The organism is Pseudomonas sp. AC463 (genome assembly GCF_979253585.1).
The window spans coordinates 61879-85131 of the sequence record NZ_CEEDDZ010000017.1; the positions used below are offsets into that span (position 1 = coordinate 61879).

Below are 23253 nucleotides of genomic sequence, written 5' to 3' on the forward strand. Positions count from 1 at the left end.
ACAGTAACCCTGCCTTTCAAATCGCAAACGCATGCTGTGTCTGGCCCTGGTGATAACGCAATCGGCTGACCTGCCGCTCGGGTTTCAGAAACCCCACCACTGCCTCTTTGCTGTCCCGGCACGCCGCCTTGTGCTCCATATCCAGAAAATGCCCGGTCGCCTGAATGGTGCTGAAGCTGCTGTTGGGCACGTATTGGCCGAACTGCCGTGCATCCTGGGCGCTGGTGTATTCGTCCCATTCGCCGTTGAGGAACAGCACCGGTACGTCGATCTGGCGCGCGGCCTTGAGGTAGCAGAGTCGGTCGCTGTTGAGCACTTGGCTGATGTGAAAGTGCATCTGCCCGTATTCGTGCTCGGCCAGGCTGCTCACGTGTTTGTAGTTGAAGCGCTTGAACAGCGACGGCAGGTGTTTGCCGATGGTGCTGTTGACCAAGTGGCCGACGCGGTCGCGGTCGAGGTTGCCGAGGTAGTCGACGCCGCGTTCCAGATAGTCGCGCATGGGCGCGTTGATCACCGGCGAGAACGAGCTGATCACGGCCTTTTCCACGCGACGCGGGCGCTGGGCCAGGGCGACGAGGGTTGCCGCACCGCCCCAGGAGAACGACAGAATGTGTTCGGCGGCGAAGTGGTCGATCAGTTCCAGCAGGATCTGGCCTTCGACTTCCTTCGTCAGCATTTGCTCATGGCGGTTATGGATTTTGGAGCGACCGGCGTAGGGCTGGTCGTACAAAACCACGTTGAATTGCGGGTACAGGCTTTTCACGGTCTGGGCGAAAGAGGCCGTGGTGGCCATGGAGCCATTGACCAGGATGATGGTCTTTGCCGCAGCATCCGCGCGATAGAACTCCGTGTAAACCCGATACTGACCCTGTATATCCAACACAGCGATTTCTGGCCTCATGTCGTAAGACTCCTGGCAAGCGGGTAGGGCGCGCAGATCACTCTGCACGAGCTTTGTGACAGGTAGGCATACGCCTGAAAGATGAAGGCCCATGTCGGTCCGATGACGGCTGGCCGACGGGTGTTGTTATGGCGGGCAATTTGCCGGGAGGGCCCGTGGATACGGCGCGGGCGGGGCAAAGTGTTTCTTGGAGGTTATAGGCGACTCGCCAGTCATATTTAAACTGGTGAACTTGATTCAAGCACAGACTCGGGATGGCGCAAGGCGCGGAAATGGGTTTTTGCCATCACCGGCCGAACGGTCGTCAGACCTGTCGGATTTCATCCAGGGTCAACGCCCGGTACCCGCCCGGCGCCAGCGCCACATCCAACGCAAGCGGCCCCATGCGCTCGCGGTGCAAGCCGATCACCTTGTTGTTGAAGTGCCCGAACATGCGCTTCACTTGGTGGTAGCGGCCTTCGATGATGCTCAAGCGCGCCAGGCGCGGGCCTAGCAGTTCCAGTTCGGCTGGCTGGGTGGTCAGGTCTTCAAACGCAAAGTACAGGCCTGCAGCAAAGGTCGCCGCGTACTCGGGGCCGATGTCATCTTCGGTGGTCACGCGATAGACCTTGGGCAGCTTGGTGGTCGGTTGGGTCAGGCGCCGCGACCACTGGCCATCGTTGGTGATGAGCATCAGCCCGGTGGTGTTGAAATCCAGGCGGCCGGCGATATGCAGCTCGCCTTTGTCCGGCTCATCGAGCAAGTCCAGCACGGTAGGGTGCTGCGGGTCTGACGTAGCGCTCACGCACCCCTGGGGTTTGTGCAGCATGAAATACCGCGCCGGTTTGCCGGCCTGCAGCACATCACCGTCCACACATACACGGCTGAATTCGCGCACTTCATGGTGCGGGTCGCTGACCGCCACGCCATCCACCGTCACCCTGCGCTCAACCAACAACACACGAACTTGCTGACGGTTGAAACGCGGCAGGTTGCTGAGGAAACGGTCAACGCGCATCGCGGCTGCGCAGTTGTTCGTCGACCTGGGCGCAACGCGGGCACAGGCAGGCCTTGTTGCGCAGCGCATCCGGCAGCGCTTCGAGCACCGCCGGGTCGATGGTGACGCTGTAGCACCAGCAGGCCTGGTCGGCGGTGCGTGGGTCGGCCAGGGTGCAGTCGTTGCGGGCGCCGCAGGCGGGGCAAAGCGTGGGTGTGGTCATGGGTCGTGCAGGGCCGTGGAAGTCCCTGCACGATACAGCGCCGGTCAGTCGCGTTCCAGCACCACGACCCGCTGCCCGGCGCCGATGCCGCTGCCCGGCTGCACGGGCACCTCGCGCACCACGCCGGCGAAGGGCGCCAGCACCGGGATTTCCATTTTCATCGACTCCAGAATCACCAGTACATCACCGGCCGCCACGCGCTCACCGGCGGCCACCTGGACCTGCCAGAGGTTGCCGGCGATATGGCTGTCGATGCTGTATTCGTTGGCCTGCAACGGCGTGTCTGCACCCAGCGGCGCCGCCGGTTCTTCGCTGTCAAAATGCGCCTGGCCGCTGGCAATCCAGCGTTCGCGCTCGGCGTTGAAGGCGTGCTGCTGGTGCTCGCGGAAAGCGTCGATGCCGGTGGCTTCCCGCGCCAGAAAGGCCTGGTAGTCCGCCAGGTTGAGCACACTCTCCTCGATGCTCAGCTCGAAGCGTCCGAGGGGGAAATCCCGGCGAATCTGCAGCAGCTCGTCGCTGCTCACCGGGTAGAAGCGGATCTGGTCGAAGAACCGCAGCAGCCACGGCTTGCCCTCAAACGCGGCGACGTCGCGGTAGCGGTTCCACATCTGCAAGGTGCGCCCCACAAACTGATAACCGCCGGGGCCTTCCATGCCGTACACGCACAGGTAGGCGCCGCCGATGCCCACCGAGTTCTCGGCGGTCCAGGTGCGGGCCGGGTTGTATTTGGTGGTCACCAGGCGATGGCGCGGGTCCAGTGGCGTGGCCACCGGGGCGCCGAGGTAGACGTCACCCAGGCCCATCACCAGGTAGCTCGCATCGAACACGGTGTGGCGCACTTCGTCGAGGTTGGCCAGGTCGTTGATGCGGCGGATGAACTCCAGGTTGCTCGGGCACCAGGGCGCGTCCCTGCGCACGGTGGTCATGTATTTGTCGATGGCCAGCTGGCACGCCGGGTCATCCCAGGACAGCGGCAAGTGCACGATGCGCGACGGTACTTGCAGGTTTTGCGTGGCGCACACGGCGGCCCAGTCACGGGTGATCAGCGCCAGCAGGTCGGCCAGCGGCAGTTGCTCGGGTTGGTAATGGACCTGCAGCGAGCGAATGCCCGGGGTCAGGTCGATCACGCCATGCAGCGCACGGGTTTCCAGGGCTTGCATCAGGGCGTGGCCGCGAAAACGCAGCACTAGGTCCAGCTCCGGCGCGCCGATTTCCAGCAGCAAATGGGTGTCGCCGGCGAGGCGCGCGACCAGCCGGGTGTCGTCCTCGCCGATCTCCAACACCACAGGCGACGCGAACAACTGTGGGAGGGGGCTTGCCCCCGATGGCATCACCTCGGTCTGACTGCAAGACCGCGCTGCCTGCATCGCGGGCAAGCCCGGCTCCCACACTTGATCCCATTTCAAGGCGAGGTCGCGGGCGGTCTTGAGGTCGACGGGAGTGAACTGGAGTTTGTCCCCCGCCTTCAATTGCCCGAGCTGCCACAGGTCCGCCTCGATCACAGTGACCGGGCATACGAACCCGCCCAGGCTTGGGCCGTCCGGCCCGAGGATCACCGGCATGTCGCCGGTAAAATCCACCGCGCCGATGGCATAGGGGTTGTCGTGGATATTCGACGGGTGCAGCCCGGCTTCACCGCCATCGGTGCGCGCCCAAACCGGTTTGGGCCCGATCAGGCGCACGCCGGTGCGGCTCGAGTTGAAGTGCACTTCCCACTGGGTGGCGAAGAAGGTCAGGATGTACTCGGGCTTGAAGTATTCCGGCGCGCCGTGGGGGCCGTAGATCACACGCAGTGTGCGGGTCTGCGCCAGTGGTTCGGCGACCAAAGCTTGCCCTGCGCTCGCATCCTCCAGGGGCAGTAGATGCAACACATCACCGGCGCGCAAAGCCCGACCGCCATGCCCGCCAAACTGGCCGAGGGTGAAGGTACTTTTGCTGCCCAGGTAGTCCGGCACCTGCAGCCCGCCACGCAGGCACAGGTAGCTGCGTGCCCCGGCACCGGCGATGGTGCCCAGGCTCAATGTGGCGCCAGCCGGGATCAGCAGTGCCGTGTTCATCGGCACCACTTGGTCATTCAAAAGTACTGGGATCTCGGCACCAGTCACCGCGACCACCGCCGCGCAATTGAAGCGCAGCAACGGCCCGCTCATGGTGATTTCCAGCGCGGCAGCACCCTCGTCATTGCCCAGCAGACGATTGCCCAATCGCAGCGCGCGGCTATCCATCGGCCCCGACGGCGGCACACCCACGGCCCAGTAACCGAGGCGGCCGGGGTAGTCCTGCACGCTGGTTTGGGTGCCGGCGCTAAGCACCTCGAACGTGTCGGCGACGTAGACCAGGTCTTCCAGGCAACGGGTCCACGGCCGACCGCTGGCGAAGGGCGCGGCGAGCAGAATCTGGCGCAGGTAATCGCGGTTGGTTTCCACGCCGTAGAGTTGGCTTGCGCTCAAGGCGTGATGCAGATCCCGGCGCGCCTGTTCGCGGGTGGGCGCCCAGGTGATGAGCTTGGCGATCATCGGGTCGAAGTACGGCGGGATCTCGCAACCGGCCTCCACCCAGGTGTCGATACGTAGGCCATCGGCGCACGGGAAATCCACGCGGGTCAGCAGCCCGGGGCTTGGGTGGAAGTCGCGGCCCGGGTCTTCCGCGTACAAGCGTGCCTGAATCGCATGGCCCCGGGGTTTCAATTCCAGGCTGTGCAACGGCGGCATTTCACCCGCCGCCAGCTGCACCATCCAGCGCACCAGGTCCACGCCCCACACTTGTTCGGTGACGCCGTGTTCGACTTGCAGGCGCGTGTTCACTTCGAGGAAATAAAAGCGGCCGTCGGCACTGTCGAAGATAAATTCCACGGTGCCGGCGCTGCGGTAATTGACTGCCTTGGCCAGGGTGATGGCGGCCGTGCACAGGGCCTCGGCCATGCCGTCGGGGAGGTTTGGCGCGGGGGTTTCTTCGAGGACTTTCTGGTTGCGCCGCTGTACCGAGCAGTCGCGCACGCCGAGGGCGATCACCTCGCCCGCGCCATCGCCGAACACCTGCACTTCGAGGTGACGCGCGTGCTCGATGTACTTCTCGATAAACACGCCGGCGTCGCTGAAGTTGTTCTGGCCCAGGCGCTTGACCGCCTCGAAACTCTCGCTCAACTCATCGGCGCTGCGGCACACACGCATGCCGATGCCGCCACCGCCGGCGGTGCTTTTGAGCATCACCGGGTAGCCCACGCTTTCGGCGGCGAGTAGGGCTGCATCAAGGCTGTCGAGCAGCTCGGTGCCTTCCAGCAAGGGTATTTGATGCTGCCTGGCCAATGCGCGGGCGGTGTGCTTGAGGCCGAAGACGCGCAGTTGCTCCGGCGTGGGACCGACGAAGGCAATGCCGGCGTTTTCACAGGCTTGGGCAAACGCGGCGTTTTCCGAGAGGAAACCGTAGCCGGGGTGAATCGCCTTGGCGCCGCAGGCCTTGGCGGTGGCGAGGATTTTTTCCACCGCCAGGTAAGTCCCGGCTGCGGCGCCTTCACCGAGGCTGTAGGCCTCGTCGGCTTGCTGGATATGCAGGCTGGCTGCGTCGGCTTCGGCGTACACGGCGATGCCCTTGACCTGCAGTTCGCGCAAGCTGCGCAGGATGCGGCAGGCGATGGCGCCACGGTTGGCGATGAGCAGTTTTTCGAACATGGCAAAACCCTGCGGGTCGTCCCGGATATGGATTAACACTGCGGTCGTCCGGAGTGCTTGCAGTCAGTGTGGGAGGGGGCTTGCCCCCGATGAGGGTGTGTCAGTAACAGATGAGTGGCTGACACTCCCCCATCGGGGGCAAGTCGAATCGTCGCACCGCCCCTCCCACATTTCTTCTCTAGTGTTTTTTAAGGCACTGGCCGGATCGGGATTGGCATAGAGCAAAAAGCCAACGGCGCAACCGCTTCATGTTCAGTTCCATACCAGCACCTCCGCAGGGGTCGGGTTATAGCCGTTGCACGGGTTGTTCAACTGCGGGCAGTTGGAAATCAGCACGATCACGTCCATTTCCGCGCGCAACTCGACATACTTGCCAGGCGCGCTGATCCCGTCTTCAAACGTCAGCCCACCGTCAGCCGTGACCGGCACATTCATGAAAAAATTGATGTTCGGCCCGATGTCGCTTTTACCCAGTCGGCCGTCATGGGCGCAGGCGCGCAGGTAGTTGTCGCGGCAGCTGTGCATGTAGCGTTTTTCCAGGGCGTAGCGCACGGTGTTGCTCTCTTGGGCGCAGGCGCCGCCGAGTGTGTCGTGGTTGCCGCAGGTGTCGGCGACGATAGTCAGCAGCGGCCGGCCGAGGTTGGAATACAGCACGCTGCCGGTGCCCAGGTACACGCGGTTTTGCCGACGCAGGGTGCGCTGCACGTCGTAGCGTTCCTTGGGGTTCTGAGCGCTGTAGAACAGCGTGTCGACCGCCTGGTTGCCCTCAAGGTCGAGGATGCGCAGGGTCTGGCCGGCCTTGACCTCCATCAGCCACGGCTCCCCGGCGGGAATGGTGGCGCGGTACACGGCCGCGTCCGGTTGTTGGGTTGCGATAGACATGGCAGCTCCTCAGGCGAACAGACGGTCGGTGTTGATAAAGCCGCGCTCGTTTTCCGGGCGCGACGTGCGGCAGTGTTCGGCGACGCTTTTGTCGGCGTTCATCCAGCTGAGTTTCAGCGGTTGCGGCGCGTACTCGGGGTTGGGGTCCATCGGGTGTTGCAGGGCGGTGAGCACCACCAGGGTGTCCATCGGCGCGTAGAGTTCGATGTAGTCGCCCGCCTTGGAATTGCCGGGCACAAAGTGCAAACCGCCGTCGTTAACGACGTTGACGCGGCTGAACAGATTGAGGGTCATCAGCAGGTCGGACAGGCCCAGGCCCCACTTGCCCAACTCCACCAGCAGGTTGTCGGTGCCGTTGCGGTAGAAGCCATTGCGCAGTTCCTGATAGCGACCCTGGCCGTATTTTTCGGCGGCCTCGGCGGCGCACAGCACGCCGCCGAGGCTGTCACTCCAGCCGCAGGTGTCGGTGGTGATGGCGGCCAGCACGCGGCCCATGTCCGAGTACAGGCAATGGCCGCTGGTGAGCTTGGCGGTGTGTTGGCATTTGAGGCTGTCGGGCAGGTTCAGGCGCTCGGTTTTTTCGTTGGCATTAAGCAAGGTGAGGCTGACATTCGCGCCGCCACGCAGGTCGGTGAGGCGCAGCAATTGGCCGCGCTTGAGCACGAAGGAACGGTGGCCGCCGCCGGGGAGCATTTCCTCGGCGAAGGGTGGGAACAATTGGGTTGAGTCGGTCATTTGGACGTGGCTCCAAGTTCGGCGGCGAGCGCTTTGCGGCGCTCGCTGTTCAAAGGGATGTCGTAGGTGATGCGGGCGCCATAGGCGCCGGGGGCGTGGGGGTCGACGCGGACTTTGTCGAACACCAGCAGGCGCGTGCCGAGGCTGAAACCTTCGCTGAGGTCGTGGGTGACCATGAACACCGTCAGCCGGGTTTCGCGCCACAGCTCCAGCAACAGCTGGTGCATGTCTTTGCGAATGCCCGGGTCGAGGGCGCCGAAGGGTTCGTCCAGCAGCAACACGCGCGGTTGCATGATCAAGGCCTGGGCGATGGCCAGGCGTTGTTGCATGCCGCCGGAGAGCTGCGCGGGGTACTTGTCCAGGGCGTGGCCGAGGCCGACCTTGTGCAGCAGCGCGGCGGCCTGCTCGCGGGCGTTCTTTTTGGCCTGGCCAAACAGCCGGCCCAGCAACGGCGAGCGGGGCAACTCAAGGCCGAGGGCGACGTTGTCCAGCACGCTCAAATGCGGGAACACCGAATAGCGCTGGAACACCACGCCACGGCTGGCATCCGGCTCGCCGGCCAGCGGTTGGCCGTCGAGCAGTATCTGGCCCTTGCTCGCGGTTTCCTGGCCCAGCAACAGGCGCAGGAAGGTCGACTTGCCGCAGCCTGAGGTGCCCACCAGCGTGCAGAATTCGCCTTCGGCCACCTGCAGGTTGAGGCGCTCCAGCACCACTTGGTCGCCGTAGCGCTGCCACACATTGTTGACGCTGATAAAACTCATGCCCGCGCTCCTTCGTACCAGGGGAACGCGCGCCGGGTCAGGGCCTTGAGGCCCCAGTCCATCAGCCAGGCAAGCAGGGTGATCCACACCACGTAAGGCACAATCACGTCCATCGCCAGGTAGCGGCGTACCAGGAAAATCCGGTAGCCCAAACCGTCGGTGGAAGCGATGGCTTCGGCGGCGATCAAAAACAACCACGCCGAGCCGAGCATCAGCCGCAGTGAGATCAGCAGGCGCGGCAGCAATTGCGGGAGCACCACACGTAGCATCAGGGTCCAGGTCGAGGCGCCGAGGGTCTGTGCCTTCACCAGCAGCTCGACCGGGATTTCCCGCGCGCGCTGCTCCAGGTCACGGGCCAGGCACGGGGTGATGCCAATGACGATCAGCATCACCTTGGACAATTCCCCCAGCCCAAACACGATGAACAGAATCGGCAGGATCGCCAGCGGCGGCACCATCGACAGCACCGTCAGCAGGGGCGACAGCGGCGCGCCAAACAGCGGCAGCGTGCCGGCGGCGATGCCCAGGCACAGGCCGGCGAGGGCGCTGATGCCCAAGCCAATCGCCAGGCGGCGCAGGCTCGATGCGCTGTCTTGCCACAGCACGTATTCACCGGTGCGGCTGTCGGCGCTGAACGCCAAGCGCTTTATAGCGTCGCCCATTTGTGCGGCGCTGGGCAGCAGCTTGTCGTTGGGGTTGTCTGCCAGGCGTTCAGCCGAGCCCACAAAGTAGGCGAACAGCAGCAACGCGAACGGCAGCAACACCAACAGCAGGCGGCTGGCGCGTTGCGGGTGACGGTTGATCAGGCGCATGGCCAGGTCCTCTTACAGCTTGCCGTCGGCGGCCATCTGCACGTAGCTGGGGTCGAAGTGCAGCTTGAGGTTGGCGGTGTCGCCGCTGGTCACGCCATTGGCAAAGCTCATGCCCACGGCGCTGGTGTCCTTGGCGCCTTCACCGAGCAGGCCGTGCTCAAACGAGAACTCGGCGACCTTGCGCATGGTGGCCGGCAACTGCGCGCTGGTAGCAAATGCCAGGGCTTCCTGCGGCGTGGCGAACAGCTTGGTGGTGTCCAGTTGCGACTGGAAACCCTTGAGGTCGGTGCCGGAGGCCTTGGCCATATGCTCCAGGGCCTCGGTGCTGGCGGCGCCCTTGGCGTTCATCAGTGCGACCACTTCGAACCAGGCGCCGGTCAGGGCTTTGCCCAGCTTGGGGTTGTCTTTGAGGGTCTGGGTGTTGACCACCATCATGTCCATGATTTCGCCGGGCACTTTGCTGGAATCGAACACTTCGGTGACGCCGGGCTTGGCCTTGATCTCCGAGAGCATCGGGTTCCAGGTCGTCACGGCTTGCACCTGGTCGGTGTTGAAGGCGGCGGCGATGTCGGCGTCGGAGGTGTTGACCACCTTGAGGTCTTTTTCGCTGAGATCGGCCGACTCCAGCGCGCGGGCCAGCAGGTAGTGGGACACCGAGAGTTCCACCAGATTGACGTTCATGCCCTTGAGGTCGGCCACGGTCTTGCCGGTGCCCTTGATGACCACGCCATCGTTGCCGTTGGAGAAGTCGCTGACCACCAGCGCGGTGCTGTCCACGCCACCGGCGGCGGGGATGGTCAGGGCGTCCATGTTGGTCATGGTGCAGCCGTCGAACTGGCCGGCGGTGTATTGGTTGATGGATTCGACGTAGTCATTGAGCTGCACCATGTCGATGGTGATGCCGTATTTCTTGGCCCACTTGTCGAGGATGCCTTGGCTGCCGGCGTACTCCCACGGCATCCAGCCGGCGTAGATAGTCCAGCACACACTGAAGTGCTCTTTGGGCGCGGCCTGGGTTTGAAAGCTCAGTACTGCGGCGAAGGCAGCGGCGAGCAGGGCGGGTAAACGGATGGAAGGCATAGGGCTTCTCCAGTTGATCGTGGGCGAGCAGGAGCAACGCGGCACCGTGAACGGTGGCTGTCTCCCGGGCTTTTATCCCGCCGTGTAACCTCAACTGGAGGTCGCCGACTCTCGGACCAGCCACTCGCTTATCAAGCGAGCCGGAACCCTAGTCGGCCATTGCAAATTGTGGTGCCGCGAACCTGTGATGAATCCTGCACGAGAGAGGCAAAGCGAGAGTCGTGCCAACTGGGCCAGAGGCCCGGTTTACGGCCGGGCGTGGCGGGGAAGGGCAGTAGACGTGCGCCACGCGGGTGCGTCGGCGCACTGCAATGAGGCGGTTACAGCTGGAACTTGCTGACCAGCACGTTGAACGAGGTGGCCAGGCGCGACAGGTCCTGGCTGGAGGCGTTGGTCTGGTGCGCGCCGGCGGCGGTCTGGGTGGACAGGTCCTGGATATTGAGCAGGTTGCGGTCGACTTCGCGAGCCACTTGGGCCTGCTCTTCGGACGCCGAAGCGATCACCAGGTTGCGCTCGTTGATCTTCGACACGCTGGCGGTGATGCGTTCCAGGGCTTCACCGGCGTTCTGCGCCAGGGTCTGGGTGTTGTTGGCCCAAGTCAGGCTTTTGTTCATGGCGGCCACGGCGTCATCGGCGCCGACCTGCACTTCGCCGATCATTTTTTCGATGTCGACCGTGGAAGTCTGGGTGCGATGGGCCAGCGCGCGGACCTCGTCGGCGACCACGGCAAAACCACGGCCTTGCTCACCCGCACGGGCGGCTTCGATGGCAGCGTTGAGCGCCAGCAGGTTGGTCTGGTCAGCAATGCCGCGGATCACGTCGATCACCTTGCCGATCTCGCGGACCTGGCCGGCCAGGTCGGCGACCGATTGCGTCGAATCGTTGATCTCGACCACCATCGAACTCATGCCGGACACGGCCTGTGCCACCTGCTCACGGCCTTCCTCGGCTTCAGTGGTGGCTTGGCGCGAGGCTTCGGAGGTGGACACGGCGTTGCTGGCCACCTCATCCACCGCCGCGGTCATCTGGTTGACGGCCGTGGCGGCTTGCTGGATTTCGTCGTTCTGGCGGGTCAGGCCACGGCTGCTTTCGTCGGTGACCGCGCTGAGTTCTTCGGCCGCCGAGGCGAGCTGGTCGGAGGCGTTGGCGATTTCCACCAGGGTGCTTTTCAGGCCGCCCTGCATATCGGCCAAAGCCATCAGCAACTGCCCGGCTTCGTCGGTGCGGTCGGTGATGATGGCTTGGGTCAGGTCACCCTTGGCAATGCGTTGGGCGCTGCCGACGGCCTGGGCGATAGGGCGGGTAATCAGGCGGGTGATCAGCACGCCAATGATGAGGGCGATGATGAAGGCCAGCACGATGCCGCTGATCATCCAGGTCAACGCGCTGCTGCGCAGGTCATCGGCGGCGGCGGCGCCTTCTTTGATCTGGCGGTTATTGGAGTCGATCATCACGCGGATCAACTCGCGCGACTGGCGGAACAGCTCATTGTTGCTGCTGTTGAGCTGGGCGCGTGCCTGGTCGACCTGGCCGCCGTTCATCATCGCGATGACGCGTTCGGAGTTGCTGATGTAGGTAGGCCAGATCTGGTCGAGCTTGTCGCCGGCTGCCCGTTCGTCGTCTTCCAGCGGCGTGGCGCGGTAGGTGGCGTAGGCGGTCTGGCTGCGCTGGAGTTCGTTGGCGATATCCTGGCTTACGCGGTCGCGGTCCTGGGCGGAGACGTCGCCCTTGCTGGCGTCCAGCAAGCGGTACAGGCCACGGTTGTGGGCGACCAGGCCATTGAGGGTGGCCGCCGTGTTGCTGACCGACACCAGGTTGTTGGAAAACGTCAATTCCAAGGCGCTGGAGAGGCGCACGACGCTTTTGATACCCAGCAGGCCCACCCCGAGGGTGACGAGCGCGCACAAGAGAAATGAAAGCAGGAGCTTGGTTGAAATTTTCATGACGGAAATCCGAGGTATTAAGGGTGAAGTGCTCGCGCTAGAGCCTCCATGCAATGGTGCGATATCATAGTGACACTATCGTATTATTTAAAGTTTCACTTGACCCAAAAATGTTCCACACACTCAGCACAAATCGACAAACGGACGTGCTTGATCCGCCGATAAGGGCCGGTGTGTGGAGATGTATCAAGCTGTTGCCAAAACGCACCAGATTCGGTTTTTGATGTCCGATACATTGTCATTCGGCAAAAGCCGGGTGCCGCCCTCCCGCGTCGCTGGAGGTGCTCTTCCGCGGTCCAGGAGGCCGCCATGTATCGACGACTGCTGCTCAGCGCTTTACTCGGTCTTACCCTTTCTGCCTGTGTGCCCTACTACGATGGAGGCCAGAGCTACTATCGATCCGAGGTCTACACCACGCCCGCGCCGGCGTATTACTACGGCGGTGGCACCTACTACTCGGCGCCGCGTTATTACGCACCGGCGCCGCGCTACTACGCTCCCGCACCGCGTTACTACTCGGCGCCGCGTTACTACCAACCGGCCCCGCGCTACTACCCCTCGGGGCCACGGGCCGGTTACCGGCCTTACCCGAACCAGGGTTGGGGCGATCATGGCGGCAATGGTGGGCGTGGACACGGTCGCGGTGGCGACCATGGAGGTGGCCGCGGCGGTCACCGCTAGTCGGTCTTGAATGCAAACGGCGCAGGAAGCGCCGTTTTTTGTGGGCGATACTTTTCAGTAATCGGACAAATCCGCCAGCGGGTGCCGGCCTTCCCACACCTTGTTGAAATGCGCCTGCACCACCGCGTCCGGGATCGTGTTGATATCCGGCCAATGCCAGTGGGGCGTCTGGTCCTTGTCGATCAACCGCGCACGCACGCCTTCGCTGAATTCCGGGTGGCGGCAGCAATTGAGGCTCAAGGTGTATTCCATCTGGAACACCTGGGCCAGGGACAGGTGGCGCGCGCGCTGGATCTGCTCCCACACCAGGTGCGCGGTCAGCGGGCAGCCTTCGCTCAGAGTCTTGCCGGCGCGGCTGAACAGCGGGTCGGCGTGCTCGCGCAAGGCACCCAAGGCACGCCAGGCGCCGCGTGCATCCGCCACGTCCAGCCAGGCGTCGATCTGCGCACGGCGCGGCAGCCATTGGGCTTCGGGTTGCTGATCGACAGCTTCCTGAGCCAGCGCCTTGAGCAGGCTGTTAAGTTGTATCGGGGTTTGTTCCTGCCAGTTCAATTGCAGCAGGCCGTCGATCAGTTCGTCCTGTTGGTCGTCGCGCAGGAAACGGTCGGCTAGGCCCAGGTCCAGAGCGTCACGCCCGTTGATGTGCGCGCCGGTCAGGCCGAGGAACAAGCCGAGTTTGCCCGGCAGGCGCGACAGGAACCAACTGGCGCCGACATCCGGGTACAGGCCGATGCTGATCTCGGGCATGGCCAGCCGGCTGCTCGGCGTGACGATGCGCACCGCCGCGCTTTGCAGCAGGCCCATGCCACCGCCGAGCACATAACCGTGGCCCCAGCAGATCACCGGCTTGGGATAGGTATGCAGGCGGTAGTCGAGGCGATATTCCGCGGCAAAAAACTGCGCAGCCAGGGCGGGCACCTCGCCGGGTTGTTCACGGCAGGCCATCGACAGGCTGCGCACTTCGCCACCGGCGCAAAAGGCCTTGGGCCCGTTGCCACGCAGCAGCACGCAGACGATGTTGGGGTCTTTGGCCCAGGCATCCAGGCGGTCGCCCAAGGCCAGGATCATCGGCAAGGAGAGGGCATTGAGGGACTTTTCCGCGTCCAGGCTGGCGATGCCGATGCGGGCACCGTCACTGCCGGTCAGCTCTTCGAAGTGCAGGTTCATCATGACCTCAATCGAGAAAGTGAAGGATCAGTATGATCGCTTCGTGGGAAAGTGCCGATGCTGTGTCAGATCAATTGACAAGCGGGGTCGGCTTTCCTAGGGTTCGCCTCATTCTTTTCTACAAGACATTTCAATTTATGACCGAAGGCGACCGTATCAAACTCGAACCCAGCTGGAAACACGCCCTGCGGGATGAGTTCGAGCAGCCCTACATGAACCAATTGCGCGAGTTCCTGCGCCAGGAGCACGCGGCCGGCAAAGAGATCTACCCGCCCGGCCCGCTGATTTTCAATGCGCTCAACTCGACGCCGCTGGACAAGGTCAAGGTGGTGATCCTCGGCCAGGACCCGTACCACGGCCCCGGCCAGGCCCACGGCCTGTGCTTCTCGGTGCAACCGGGCGTGCCGGCGCCGCCGTCGCTGGTCAATATCTATAAAGAACTCAAGCGCGACCTGAACATCGACATCCCCAACCACGGCTACCTGCAAAGCTGGGCCGACCAGGGCGTGCTGATGCTCAACACCACCATGACCGTCGAGCGTGCTAACGCCAACGCCCATGCGGGCAAGGGCTGGCAGTTCTTTACCGATCGGATTATTGAGATCGTCAGCGAGCACCAGCCGCACCTGGTGTTTTTGCTGTGGGGTGCCCATGCGCAGGGCAAGCAGAAGCTGATCGATGCGACCAAGCATTTGGTGCTGACGTCGGTGCATCCGTCGCCGTTGTCGGCGTATCGCGGGTTCCTGGGGTGCGGGCATTTCAGCCGCACCAACAAGTTCTTGGAGCAGAGCGGCGAGACGCCGATTGAGTGGCGCCTGCCGCCTATCTAAGATCCAACACCATTAAAAAATGTGGGAGGGGGCAAGTCGAATCGTCGCACCGCCCCTCCCACATTTGAACTGCATTGAGGCTTTAGATTTTTTCCGGTCGGCGGTTCCAATGCCGGAACAGCGGCTCCGCCAGAAACAACACGAACAACAAACGCATCACCTGCATCGCTGTCACCAGCGGCACCGACAGTTGCAGGGTTTCGGCGGTGAGGCTCATCTCGGCGATCCCGCCGGGCATCATGCCCAGGGTCAGCGAGCGCAGGTCCAAGTGGGTCAGGGCGCTCAACCCTACCGCCGCCAGTGTCGCCAACGCCATGGTCAGCGCCGTACCAACCAAGGTGCGGCCCATGAACGACGGCGCGCGGCGAAAGAACTGACGGTTGAAGTGGCAACCCAGGCCGCTGCCGATCAGCCATTGGCCAATCTGGCTGCCGCCGTCGGGCAGGCCGATATGCAGGTCCCACACCACGCTGGCCGTGGCACTCACCAGCAAGGGCCCGAACAGCCACGGGTTGGGCTGACGCAAACGTTGCCAGCCCCAGGCCACCAGGGCGCCAAGAGGAAATAGCAACGCCAGCCACGCCCAACTTACCGGCGCCGGATGAAACTGCGGCGCGCCGCCTTCGAGCAAATACTTGAAGATCGCCGGCACACACAGCACCACCACCAGCACCCGCAAACTCTGGCCTGCCGCGACACGGCTAAGCACCGCGCCATTGCGTGCGCCGAGGTTGACCATCTCCCCCGACCCGCCCGGCATGCTCGAGAAAAACGCGGTGGCGCGGTCTTCGCCGCTGCGGCGCATCAGCCACACGCCGACAATGCTCGACAAGCTGGTGACCAGCGCGCCGAAGAAGATCAGCCCGAAATGGCTCATCACCTGCTCGATCACCACCGGGGTGAAGTGCAGGCCGATGCCGATCCCCACCACCCATTGGCCGCATTTGCGCCCGCCGGGAATTTCCGCCAATTGCCACGGCGTGAGGCAACGCACCAGGATAATCGCCAGCAACGAGCCGACCATGTACGGCAATGGCCAGCCGACGAGGCTGGCCAGGTAACCGCCGGCCAGGCCGACCAGCGGTGTTCCCCACCAATGTTTAAAGGTGACCTCAGACATCGGCCACGGCGCGACGCTGCAGGGCACGTTTACGGTAGATGCGTACCAGCGGGAACATCAGCATCAGCGCGGTCAGGACCCAAACACCGAAGGTGATCGGGCTCGACCAGAGGATGTCCAGCGCGCCGTTGGAAATCGACAGTGCGCGGCGCAGGTTCTGCTCCATCAGGCCACCGAGGATAAAGCCCAGCAGCACCGGCGACAGCGGGAAATCCAGCTTGCGCAGGATGTAGCCGAAGATGCCGATGCCGACCATCAGGAACAGGTCGAAGGTGGTGGCGTGAACCGCGTACACACCAATCGCGGTGATGATCGCGATCACCGGCACCAATGCCCAGTTCGGCACGGCGAGGATGCGCGTGAAGATGCGGATCATCGGAATGTTGAGGATCACCAGCATGATGTTGGCGATAAACAACGAGGCGATCAGGCCCCAGACGATGTCCGGTTGCTGTTGGAACAGCAGCGGGCCGGGCGTGATGTTGTACAGCGACAGCGCGCCGATCATCACCGCCGTGGTGCCCGAACCGGGAACGCCGAGGGTCAGCATCGGCACCAGGGCGCCGCAGGCGGATGCGCCGATCGCGGTTTCCGGCGCGGCGAGGCCGCGCATGTCGCCCTGGCCGAATTTGCCGCTGGCACCGGCCAGGCGTTTCTCGGTCATGTAGGCAACGGCCGAGGCCAAGGTTGCACCGGCACCTGGCAACACACCCATGATGAAGCCCAGCAAGCCGCAGCGGATATTCACTACGAACACCGCAGACGCTTCCTTCAGGTTGAACATCATCCGCCCGGTGGCTTTGACCGCTTCCTGGCCACGGTGGGTTTTTTCCAGCAGCAACAGGATTTCGCTGATGGAGAACAGGCCGAGCACCAACACCACAAACTGGATGCCGTCGGTGAGGTGGATGTTGTCGCCGGTAAACCGGTACACGCCGCTGTTGGCGTCAATGCCGACGGCCGAGAGGAACAGGCCGATCAGCGCCGCCACAAAGGTCTTCAGCGGTTTGTCACCGGCCATGCCGCCCAGGCAGACAATCGCGAACACCATCAGTACGAAATATTCCGCCGGGCCGAAGGCAATCGCCCACTTGGCCAGCAACGGCGCAAACAGCACCATGCCGCAGGTGGCGATAAACGCGCCGATGAACGAACTCCACGCCGACAGGGAAAGCGCCACGCCGGCCAGGCCTTTGCGGGCCATCGGGTAGCCGTCGAGGGTGGTCATCACGGTGGAAGCTTCGCCCGGGATGTTCAGCAGGATCGAGCTGATACGGCCGCCGTATTCGCAGCCCAGGTACACGGCTGCCAGCAGAATCAGAGCCGACTCCGGCGGCAGGCCGAGGGCGAAGGCGATGGGGATCAGCAGCGCCACGCCGTTGATCGGGCCCAGGCCCGGTAACAGGCCGACCACGGTGCCGATCAGGGTGCCGCACAGGGCGGTCACCAGGTTGTAAGGGGACAGCGCAACGCCGAAGCCCTGGCCCAAATAGCCGAAAGTATCCATGTCAGTTCTCCAGAACGTCGAGCAGGCCGAGGGGCAGCGGAACATCCATGGCTTTATCGAACAGCAGATAAAGACCGATGGCCATCAGGCTGACGATCACTACGCTGGGCAACCAGCGGCCGCCATACAGGCGCGCCATGGGGATGCCGATCAGCATGCTGCTGAGGATGAAACCCAACGGTTCGAAGGTGCCGGCGAACACGAGCAACAGGCCGACGCAGATCGCGATCTTGATCAGCGTTTCGCGGTCCAGCGCCGGTTCCTCTTCGGTGTGCTTGGTCGGTTGTGGACGGATGATCATGTAGATCAGGCCCAGGCTCATCAGCCCGAGCATCAGCAGCGGGTAGGCACGCGGCCCTACCGGCTCGTAGGAAAACGCCGCCTGATAGGGCCAGGCCATCAGCGCCAGGCCGGCACAGACCAGCAGCATCACCGCAGCGAAAATGCGTTGTAAGAGCATGTGGAACTCCTGGGCCGCGCCGCCCGTAGAGGAGGGCGCGGCCGCGCAAAAGAGGGGCGATTACTGGATCAGGCCAAACTCTTTGGCCAGCACTTTGTAGTCAGCCACCTGTTTCTTCACGTAGGTGTCCAGCTCCGGGCCGGTCATGGCGAACGGGAACAGCTCGCGCTGGTCACGCAGCTTGGCGAACTCGTCGGACGCCAGCAGCTTGTCGAAGGCGTCTTTCCACCAGGCGTAGTCGGCATCGCTGACTTTCGGCCCGAGGTAGAAGCCGCGTACCACCGGCCAGACGATGTCGTAGCCTTGCTCTTTGGCGGTCGGAATATTCTTCATTTCCGGCTCGTCCAGGCGCTGCTCGGAGAACACCGCCAGCAGGCGCATGTCACCGCTGAGGATGTGCGGCATGGAGTCGGAGATGTCGGTGCTGCCCACCTGGATGTGGCCGCCGAGCAGGGCCGTGGCGATTTCGCCGCCGCCTTCTAGGGCGACGTAACGCAGCTCGCGCGGGTTGATCCCGGCGGCCTTGGCGATCAGTGCGGTTTGCATCCAGTCCTGGCTGCCGACGGTGCCGCCGGAGCCGATGACCACGCTGCCTGGATCTTTCTTCAAGGCTTTGACGAGATCATCGAGGGTCTTGTAGGGCGAATCGGCTTTCACCGCGATGGCCCCGTAGCTGGTGCCGACCGCTGCCAGCCAACGCACGGCGCTTTCATCGAAGCGACCAAACTTGCCTTGGGCCAGGTTCAGCAGCGAGCCGCTGGACCAGGCCACCAGGGTGCCGGCGTCTGCCGGGCGCTGGGCGACCACCGCGTTATAGGCCACCGCACCCACGCCGCCGGGCATGTAGGTCACGCGCATCGGCTTGCTCAGCAGCTTTTCGTTGACCAGCGCGCTTTGCGCCAGTTTGCAGGTCAGGTCAAAACCACCGCCGGGCGAAGCCGGGGCGATGCATTCCGGGCGCTTGGGCTCGTCGGCGGCCAGCAGTTGGCCGGCGAACAACATGCAGCCGGCGGCGAGGGCCAATTTACGCAGTGAATAGGTCATGGTTATCTCCGTATTTGTTGTTATTGGGTGTTACCAAAGGGCAATGCTGTAACTCACCAGCACGCGCATTTCATCTGCATCACGGGCCGAATAGTTGGAGCGGTACGTGGCATTGCGCAGGCGCACCGCAACGTCCTTGAGGGCGCCGCTTTGCACCACGTACTTGATCTCGGTGTTGCGTTCCCACTCGCGGCCGGTTTCGCCGTTCCTGAGCTTGATATTGTCACCCGAAAGGTAACGGCTCATGAAACTCAGGCCAGGAATCCCCAGCTTGGTGAAGTCGTAGTCATAACGCGCTTGCCAGGAGCGCTCATCGGCGCCGGCAAAGTCGTTGATCTGCACGAAGTTGACCAGGTACGGGTCGCTGCCATCCACGTAGGGGAAGGCGCTGTCGCCGGACATGTGCTGGTAGCCGGCGCTGAGCTTGTGGCCATTGAGGGCATAGCTGAACAGGCCGTTGAGGGAGGTGTTGTCGATCTTGCCGCCGCGCGCTGCACCGGTGTCATCGCTGAGGGCCAGCCGAACGTCGGCGCCAAAGGTGCCGGGGCCCATCGGGCGGGCGGCGACCAGGCCGAGGAAGTGCTGGCGGTAGACGTCGTCGAGTTGGGCGAAGTGGTAGCTGCCGGTGATCTTGTCAGCGAACTTGTAGTCCACGCCGCCGAAGTTGAAATGCTTGCCGGTGGCGCCGCTGAGGAAGCGGCTGTTGCGGTTGTTGAGGCCGATGTCTTCGTAGTTGCTGTCGTCGCGGTCCTTGGCCTTGTCCAGGCGGCCGCCGGTGAATACCAGGTTCTTGAATTCCTTGGAGGTCAGCAGGCCACCGTTGAAGGTCTGCGGCAGGATGCGCCCGTCGTTGGGCTTGAGAATCGGCAGCTCGGGGATCAACGAACCGATTTTCAGCTCGGTAGCGGAGATTTTCACTTTGCCGGTCAGGCCCAGCTTGGAGTACTCGTCGGCGGCGCGGCCATCGTCGTGGGTCGGCAGCAGGCCGGTGCCGGTGCGGTCCGGGCTGGAGTCGAGCTTGACGCCGAGCATGCCCAGCGCATCCACGCCAAAACCGACGGTGCCATCGGTGTAGCCCGATTGCAGGTTGAGCATGAAGCCCTGGGCCCATTCGTCGCGCTTGGATTGCTGCGCGCTGGTGCCGTCGCGGAAGTCGCGGTTGAAGTACATGTTGCGGGTTTCCAGGGTCGCGCTACTGTCTTCGAAGAAGGCAGCCTGGCTAAGCGGCGAAAAGCCGGCAAGGGCAGCGGCACTGGCGAGGGTGGTCTGGGCAAGGCGAGAAAAACGAACAGGCGGGCAAGCCTGGGGCTGTGTCGGCAGCATCGTTGGAACTCCGGTTATTGTTCTTATTTTGGCGAAAACGCGTCGAGGCGTTTTTCAGTCGCTACAGGGCAGGTAGCTCGGCAGCATTAACCACCGTCGCTGGATGCTAAAGGGCGAAGCTTTCACTAACCTTTCAGTTGCCTTTCAATGTTTTCGGGCTTCACAGGGCAGGCGGCGCCTGTAAACTGCCCGCCAAAGTGTGGCGTCGACCACCCCTGAACGAGGTAGAAATCCATGCGTGTCCTCTTGGTTGAAGACCATCTGCAACTCGCCGAAAGTGTCGCCCAGGCGCTCAAGAGCACGGGTTTGACCGTCGACGTGTTGCACGATGGCGTGGCCGCGGACCTGGCCTTGAGCAGCGAGGAATACGCGGTCGTCATCCTCGATGTGGGGCTGCCGCGCATGGATGGTTTCGAGGTGTTGGCACGCCTGCGGGCGCGTGGGAAAAATCTGCCTGTGCTGATGCTCACTGCGCGTAGTGATGTGAAAGACCGCGTGCATGGCCTCAACCTGGGCGCCGACGACTACCTGGCCAAGCCCTTTGAACTGACCGAGCTGGAAGCGCGGGTCAAGGCGCTGCTGCGGCGCAGCGTATTGGGCGGCGAGCGCCAGCAGGCCTGCGGGGTGTTGGTCTATGACCTCGACACGCGGCGTTTCACCGTGGGCGGCGAGCTGATGACCTTGACCTCCCGCGAGCAGGCCGTGCTCGAAGCGCTGATCGCGCGCCCGGGCCGGGTGATGAGCAAGGAGCAATTGGCGTCCCAGGTGTTCGGCCTCGATGAGGAAGCCAGCCCGGATGCCATCGAAATCTACGTGCACCGCCTGCGCAAGAAGCTCGACGGCCAGCCCATCGCCATCGTGACCTTCCGTGGCCTCGGCTACTTGCTGGAAGCCCGCGATGCATAAGCCCAGCAGCCTGCGCTGGCGCCTGCTGTGGAACCTGGCGGTGCTGCTGGTATTGCTGATGCTTGCCAGCGGCATGAGTGCCTACTGGAATGGTCGCGAGGCGGCTGACACCGCCTACGACCGCACGCTGCTGGCCTCGGCGCGCACCATCGCCGCCGGCTTGACTCAAGTGGACGGCACCCTGAGCGCCAACGTGCCGTACGTGGCCCTGGACACCTTCGCTTACGACAGCGCCGGGCGCATTTATTACCAGGTCAACGACATTGATCAGAAGCTGATCTCGGGTTACGAAAACCTTCCCGGACCGCCGCCGGGCACGCCGCGCACCGATGACTACCCGGCACTGGCGCGTTTTTATGATGCGGTTTACCAGGGCCAGCCCGTGCGGGTGGTGAGCCTGCTCAAGGCGGTGTCCGAGCCGAACATGAACGGCATGGCGGAAATTCGCGTGGCGGAAACCGATGAAGCGCGGGTGAGCATGGCGCGTAGCCTGATGGCCGACACCTTGCTGCGCCTGGGCATGCTCGCCATCGGCGCGTTGCTGCTGGTGTGGTTTGCTGTCAGCGCGGCATTGCGCCCGCTGGAGCGCCTGCGCACGGCGGTGGAAGAGCGCCAGCCCGACGACCTGCGGCCCTTGCCGTTGGTGGAAGTGCAGCATGAGTTCGGCCCGCTTGTGCGTTCCCTCAACCACTTTACCGAACGGCTGCGCGGCCAGTTCGAGCGCCAGGCGCAGTTTATTGCCGACGCCGCCCATGAGTTGCGCACGCCGCTGGCGGCACTCAAGGCGCGCCTGGAACTGGGCTTGCGCGCCGAGGAACCGGCTACCTGGCGCAGCACCCTGGAAACCGCCGCCCAAGGTACCGACCGCCTGACACACTTGGCCAATCAATTGTTGTCCCTGGCGCGGATCGAAAACGGCGCGCGGGCGATTGCCGAAGGCGGCGCGCAATTGCTCGACCTCAGCCAACTGGCCCGTGAGCTGGGCATGGCCATGGCGCCCCTGGCCCACGCACGCGGCGTGGCGCTGGCGCTGGAGGCCGATGAGCCAGTGTGGCTGCGCGGTGAGCCGACCTTGCTGAATGAACTGTTGAGCAACCTGGTGGACAACGCCCTGGCGCATACGCCGCCGGGCGGCAATGTGATTCTGCGGGTCACGGCGCCGGCGGTGCTGGAAGTGGAAGATGACGGCCCGGGCATCCCGCTGGATGAGCGCGACCGGGTGTTCGAACGCTTCTATCGACGCAGCCAGCAGGGCATGGGCTCAGGCCTGGGGTTGGCGATCGTCGGCGAAATCTGCCGGGCGCACCTGGCGCAGATCAGCCTGCATGATGGCGCGCAGGCAGGCCTGAAGGTGCGTGTGAGTTTTATCGCCGGTTGATCAGTAGAACATCGAGCGCGCTTCATCCAGCTCGGCGCGCAAGGTCTCACTGTAGGGATCGAACCGCAGTTTCTTGATCGCGGGCAGGTCGCAAACCACCACGTTCGCCAAGGGGTGGTCGGTGCCGCGATGGCAATACAGCACGGCGACTTGCACCAGGTCAATGTAGTCCAGTCTGGCCGAGTCGCGTTCCAGGTCCAGGTATTGCCCCGGCAGTTTCGCCAGCATTTCCGGGAAGTCCCAGCCGCTGAGCAACTTGGTGCCCAGCAACGGGTGGATGCTGTCGATCACGTGGTCAAGGCTGACCGGGTCCGAGAGCAGCTCGTAATGGTCTTCGGCATAGGTGAGGATCGGCAGCACGCCGATCTGATGCACCAGGCCGCCGAGGGCCGCCTGGTCGGGCTTGAGCTGGCTGTGGTTGCGGCACAGGGCGTAACTGACGCCCGCCACTTCCAGGCTGCGGCGCCATACCTCGCGCATTTTCTGTTCGACCGCTTCGGAGCGCGCGTGGAAGATCTGCTCCATCACCAGGCCGATGGCCAGGTTGCTGCTGTAGTTGGTGCCCAGCCGCGTGATGGCGGTGTGCAGATCGGTGACTTCCTGGGTGGCGCGCAACAGCGGGCTGTTGACCACTTTGATCAGGCGCGCCGACAGTGCGGTATCGCGACCGATCACTTTGCTCAAATGGCTGATGCTGATATCCGGGTTTTCGGCGGCCTGACGAATATTCAGGGCCACTTCCGGCAATGTCGGCAGAACCAGGTCATCGTTGTCGATGGCCTTAATCAAAGCCTGTTGGACTTTTTCCGCCAGCTTGTTCATTCATGATCTCTAGGGTGTTGCAAAAGGGTACGGC

The 23253-nt window shown here is 63.4% G+C and carries 21 protein-coding genes and 1 riboswitch; of the genes, 4 read left to right on the top strand and 17 right to left on the bottom strand.

The features are described 5' to 3' along the window. Positions 1-16 precede the first annotated feature (16 nt). From AC0IYH_RS21190 to AC0IYH_RS21235, 10 genes are all read right to left on the bottom strand, one after another. Positions 17-901 carry an alpha/beta fold hydrolase gene (locus tag AC0IYH_RS21190; protein WP_116628248.1) on the bottom strand — a complete coding sequence of 295 codons (885 nt, stop codon included), beginning with the start codon at positions 899-901 and terminating at the stop codon, positions 17-19. A 304-nt stretch (positions 902-1205) separates the two neighbouring features. Further along, positions 1206-1898 carry a pseudouridine synthase gene (locus AC0IYH_RS21195; protein WP_471836047.1) on the bottom strand — a complete coding sequence of 231 codons (693 nt, stop codon included), beginning with the start codon at positions 1896-1898 and terminating at the stop codon, positions 1206-1208. Then, entirely contained in the window at positions 1888-2100 is a 213-nt protein-coding gene (locus AC0IYH_RS21200) for a cysteine-rich CWC family protein (RefSeq protein WP_122772895.1), read from the bottom strand. Before AC0IYH_RS21200 ends, AC0IYH_RS21195 begins: the two co-directional genes overlap by 11 nt. A gap of 44 nt (positions 2101-2144) precedes the next feature. Continuing rightward, positions 2145-5768 carry an urea carboxylase gene (gene uca, locus AC0IYH_RS21205; RefSeq protein WP_471836104.1) on the bottom strand — a complete coding sequence of 1208 codons (3624 nt, stop codon included), beginning with the start codon at positions 5766-5768 and terminating at the stop codon, positions 2145-2147. A gap of 252 nt (positions 5769-6020) precedes the next feature. Further along, positions 6021-6650, bottom strand: coding sequence for an urea amidolyase associated protein UAAP2 (locus tag AC0IYH_RS21210; protein ID WP_471836049.1), 630 nt, complete (start codon positions 6648-6650; stop codon positions 6021-6023). Between the two features lie 9 nt (positions 6651-6659). Next, a complete protein-coding gene (locus AC0IYH_RS21215; protein ID WP_471836051.1) occupies positions 6660-7385 on the bottom strand; it encodes an urea amidolyase associated protein UAAP1 in 726 nt (241 codons plus the stop codon). After that, positions 7382-8146: an ABC transporter ATP-binding protein gene (locus AC0IYH_RS21220; protein ID WP_116628243.1), complete on the bottom strand. Its 765-nt coding sequence runs from the start codon at positions 8144-8146 to the stop codon at positions 7382-7384. The genes AC0IYH_RS21215 and AC0IYH_RS21220 overlap by 4 nt, the downstream gene beginning before the upstream one ends. Next, positions 8143-8958, bottom strand: a complete 816-nt coding sequence (locus AC0IYH_RS21225; protein WP_471836053.1) for an ABC transporter permease — start codon at positions 8956-8958, stop codon at positions 8143-8145. Before AC0IYH_RS21225 ends, AC0IYH_RS21220 begins: the two co-directional genes overlap by 4 nt. Positions 8959-8970: 12 nt before the next feature. Further along, entirely contained in the window at positions 8971-10038 is a 1068-nt protein-coding gene (locus AC0IYH_RS21230; protein WP_101267539.1) for a putative urea ABC transporter substrate-binding protein, read from the bottom strand. A gap of 59 nt (positions 10039-10097) precedes the next feature. Beyond that, a riboswitch (guanidine-I (ykkC/yxkD leader) is annotated at positions 10098-10201 on the bottom strand. Between the two features lie 157 nt (positions 10202-10358). Beyond that, on the bottom strand, positions 10359-11981 hold the full coding sequence (locus AC0IYH_RS21235; protein ID WP_116628240.1) for a HAMP domain-containing methyl-accepting chemotaxis protein: 1623 nt from the start codon (positions 11979-11981) through the stop codon (positions 10359-10361). A 309-nt stretch (positions 11982-12290) separates the two neighbouring features. On the opposite strand from AC0IYH_RS21235, the gene AC0IYH_RS21240 reads away from it, so the two are divergent. Further along, positions 12291-12662, top strand: a complete 372-nt coding sequence (locus tag AC0IYH_RS21240) for a hypothetical protein (RefSeq protein ID WP_116628239.1) — start codon at positions 12291-12293, stop codon at positions 12660-12662. Positions 12663-12716: 54 nt separating this feature from the next. Here the strand turns inward: AC0IYH_RS21240 and AC0IYH_RS21245 are convergent, their stop codons facing one another. Beyond that, a complete protein-coding gene (locus tag AC0IYH_RS21245; RefSeq protein WP_471836055.1) occupies positions 12717-13829 on the bottom strand; it encodes an enoyl-CoA hydratase/isomerase family protein in 1113 nt (370 codons plus the stop codon). 137 nt (positions 13830-13966) lie between these two features. On the opposite strand from AC0IYH_RS21245, the gene ung reads away from it, so the two are divergent. After that, complete coding sequence (ung, locus tag AC0IYH_RS21250; RefSeq protein WP_122772904.1) at positions 13967-14659, top strand: uracil-DNA glycosylase; 693 nt, start codon at positions 13967-13969, stop codon at positions 14657-14659. Positions 14660-14741: 82 nt separating this feature from the next. Here the strand turns inward: ung and AC0IYH_RS21255 are convergent, their stop codons facing one another. The 5 genes from AC0IYH_RS21255 to AC0IYH_RS21275 are packed head-to-tail and all read right to left on the bottom strand — an operon-like array spanning position 14742 to position 20113. Beyond that, on the bottom strand, positions 14742-15779 hold the full coding sequence (locus AC0IYH_RS21255) for an AbrB family transcriptional regulator (protein ID WP_116628538.1): 1038 nt from the start codon (positions 15777-15779) through the stop codon (positions 14742-14744). Beyond that, positions 15772-17286 carry a tripartite tricarboxylate transporter permease gene (locus AC0IYH_RS21260; protein ID WP_101267556.1) on the bottom strand — a complete coding sequence of 505 codons (1515 nt, stop codon included), beginning with the start codon at positions 17284-17286 and terminating at the stop codon, positions 15772-15774. Before AC0IYH_RS21260 ends, AC0IYH_RS21255 begins: the two co-directional genes overlap by 8 nt. Before the next feature lies 1 nt (position 17287). Next, a complete protein-coding gene (locus AC0IYH_RS21265; RefSeq protein WP_116628236.1) occupies positions 17288-17746 on the bottom strand; it encodes a tripartite tricarboxylate transporter TctB family protein in 459 nt (152 codons plus the stop codon). A 60-nt stretch (positions 17747-17806) separates the two neighbouring features. Beyond that, positions 17807-18790 (bottom strand): Bug family tripartite tricarboxylate transporter substrate binding protein, encoded by a 984-nt coding sequence (locus AC0IYH_RS21270; RefSeq protein WP_116628235.1) that lies wholly within the window; start codon positions 18788-18790, stop codon positions 17807-17809. 30 nt (positions 18791-18820) lie between these two features. Continuing rightward, entirely contained in the window at positions 18821-20113 is a 1293-nt protein-coding gene (locus AC0IYH_RS21275; RefSeq protein ID WP_122772906.1) for an OprD family porin, read from the bottom strand. A 234-nt stretch (positions 20114-20347) separates the two neighbouring features. On the opposite strand from AC0IYH_RS21275, the gene AC0IYH_RS21280 reads away from it, so the two are divergent. Both AC0IYH_RS21280 and AC0IYH_RS21285 read left to right on the top strand, forming a co-directional pair. Then, positions 20348-21019, top strand: coding sequence for a response regulator (locus AC0IYH_RS21280; protein WP_017137322.1), 672 nt, complete (start codon positions 20348-20350; stop codon positions 21017-21019). Further along, a complete protein-coding gene (locus tag AC0IYH_RS21285) occupies positions 21012-22397 on the top strand; it encodes a sensor histidine kinase (protein WP_116628233.1) in 1386 nt (461 codons plus the stop codon). Before AC0IYH_RS21280 ends, AC0IYH_RS21285 begins: the two co-directional genes overlap by 8 nt. Here AC0IYH_RS21285 and AC0IYH_RS21290 read toward each other — a convergent pair whose 3' ends face one another. Continuing rightward, positions 22398-23219 (bottom strand): HDOD domain-containing protein, encoded by an 822-nt coding sequence (locus AC0IYH_RS21290; protein WP_116628232.1) that lies wholly within the window; start codon positions 23217-23219, stop codon positions 22398-22400. It lies immediately after the preceding gene. Positions 23220-23253 lie beyond the last annotated feature (34 nt).

Bases quoted from the DNA above. Each gene is read 5' to 3' on its own strand.
- AC0IYH_RS21190 (WP_116628248.1), bottom strand. From the start codon at position 901: ATGAGGCCAGAAATCGCTGTGTTGGATATACAGGGTCAGTATCGGGTT.
- AC0IYH_RS21195 (WP_471836047.1), bottom strand. From the start codon at position 1,898: ATGCGCGTTGACCGTTTCCTCAGCAACCTGCCGCGTTTCAACCGTCAG.
- AC0IYH_RS21200 (WP_122772895.1), bottom strand. From the start codon at position 2,100: ATGACCACACCCACGCTTTGCCCCGCCTGCGGCGCCCGCAACGACTGC.
- uca (WP_471836104.1), bottom strand. From the start codon at position 5,768: ATGTTCGAAAAACTGCTCATCGCCAACCGTGGCGCCATCGCCTGCCGC.
- AC0IYH_RS21210 (WP_471836049.1), bottom strand. From the start codon at position 6,650: ATGTCTATCGCAACCCAACAACCGGACGCGGCCGTGTACCGCGCCACC.
- AC0IYH_RS21215 (WP_471836051.1), bottom strand. From the start codon at position 7,385: ATGACCGACTCAACCCAATTGTTCCCACCCTTCGCCGAGGAAATGCTC.
- AC0IYH_RS21220 (WP_116628243.1), bottom strand. From the start codon at position 8,146: ATGAGTTTTATCAGCGTCAACAATGTGTGGCAGCGCTACGGCGACCAA.
- AC0IYH_RS21225 (WP_471836053.1), bottom strand. From the start codon at position 8,958: ATGCGCCTGATCAACCGTCACCCGCAACGCGCCAGCCGCCTGCTGTTG.
- AC0IYH_RS21230 (WP_101267539.1), bottom strand. From the start codon at position 10,038: ATGCCTTCCATCCGTTTACCCGCCCTGCTCGCCGCTGCCTTCGCCGCA.
- AC0IYH_RS21235 (WP_116628240.1), bottom strand. From the start codon at position 11,981: ATGAAAATTTCAACCAAGCTCCTGCTTTCATTTCTCTTGTGCGCGCTC.
- AC0IYH_RS21240 (WP_116628239.1), top strand. From the start codon at position 12,291: ATGTATCGACGACTGCTGCTCAGCGCTTTACTCGGTCTTACCCTTTCT.
- AC0IYH_RS21245 (WP_471836055.1), bottom strand. From the start codon at position 13,829: ATGAACCTGCACTTCGAAGAGCTGACCGGCAGTGACGGTGCCCGCATC.
- ung (WP_122772904.1), top strand. From the start codon at position 13,967: ATGACCGAAGGCGACCGTATCAAACTCGAACCCAGCTGGAAACACGCC.
- AC0IYH_RS21255 (WP_116628538.1), bottom strand. From the start codon at position 15,779: ATGTCTGAGGTCACCTTTAAACATTGGTGGGGAACACCGCTGGTCGGC.
- AC0IYH_RS21260 (WP_101267556.1), bottom strand. From the start codon at position 17,286: ATGGATACTTTCGGCTATTTGGGCCAGGGCTTCGGCGTTGCGCTGTCC.
- AC0IYH_RS21265 (WP_116628236.1), bottom strand. From the start codon at position 17,746: ATGCTCTTACAACGCATTTTCGCTGCGGTGATGCTGCTGGTCTGTGCC.
- AC0IYH_RS21270 (WP_116628235.1), bottom strand. From the start codon at position 18,790: ATGACCTATTCACTGCGTAAATTGGCCCTCGCCGCCGGCTGCATGTTG.
- AC0IYH_RS21275 (WP_122772906.1), bottom strand. From the start codon at position 20,113: ATGCTGCCGACACAGCCCCAGGCTTGCCCGCCTGTTCGTTTTTCTCGC.
- AC0IYH_RS21280 (WP_017137322.1), top strand. From the start codon at position 20,348: ATGCGTGTCCTCTTGGTTGAAGACCATCTGCAACTCGCCGAAAGTGTC.
- AC0IYH_RS21285 (WP_116628233.1), top strand. From the start codon at position 21,012: ATGCATAAGCCCAGCAGCCTGCGCTGGCGCCTGCTGTGGAACCTGGCG.
- AC0IYH_RS21290 (WP_116628232.1), bottom strand. From the start codon at position 23,219: ATGAACAAGCTGGCGGAAAAAGTCCAACAGGCTTTGATTAAGGCCATC.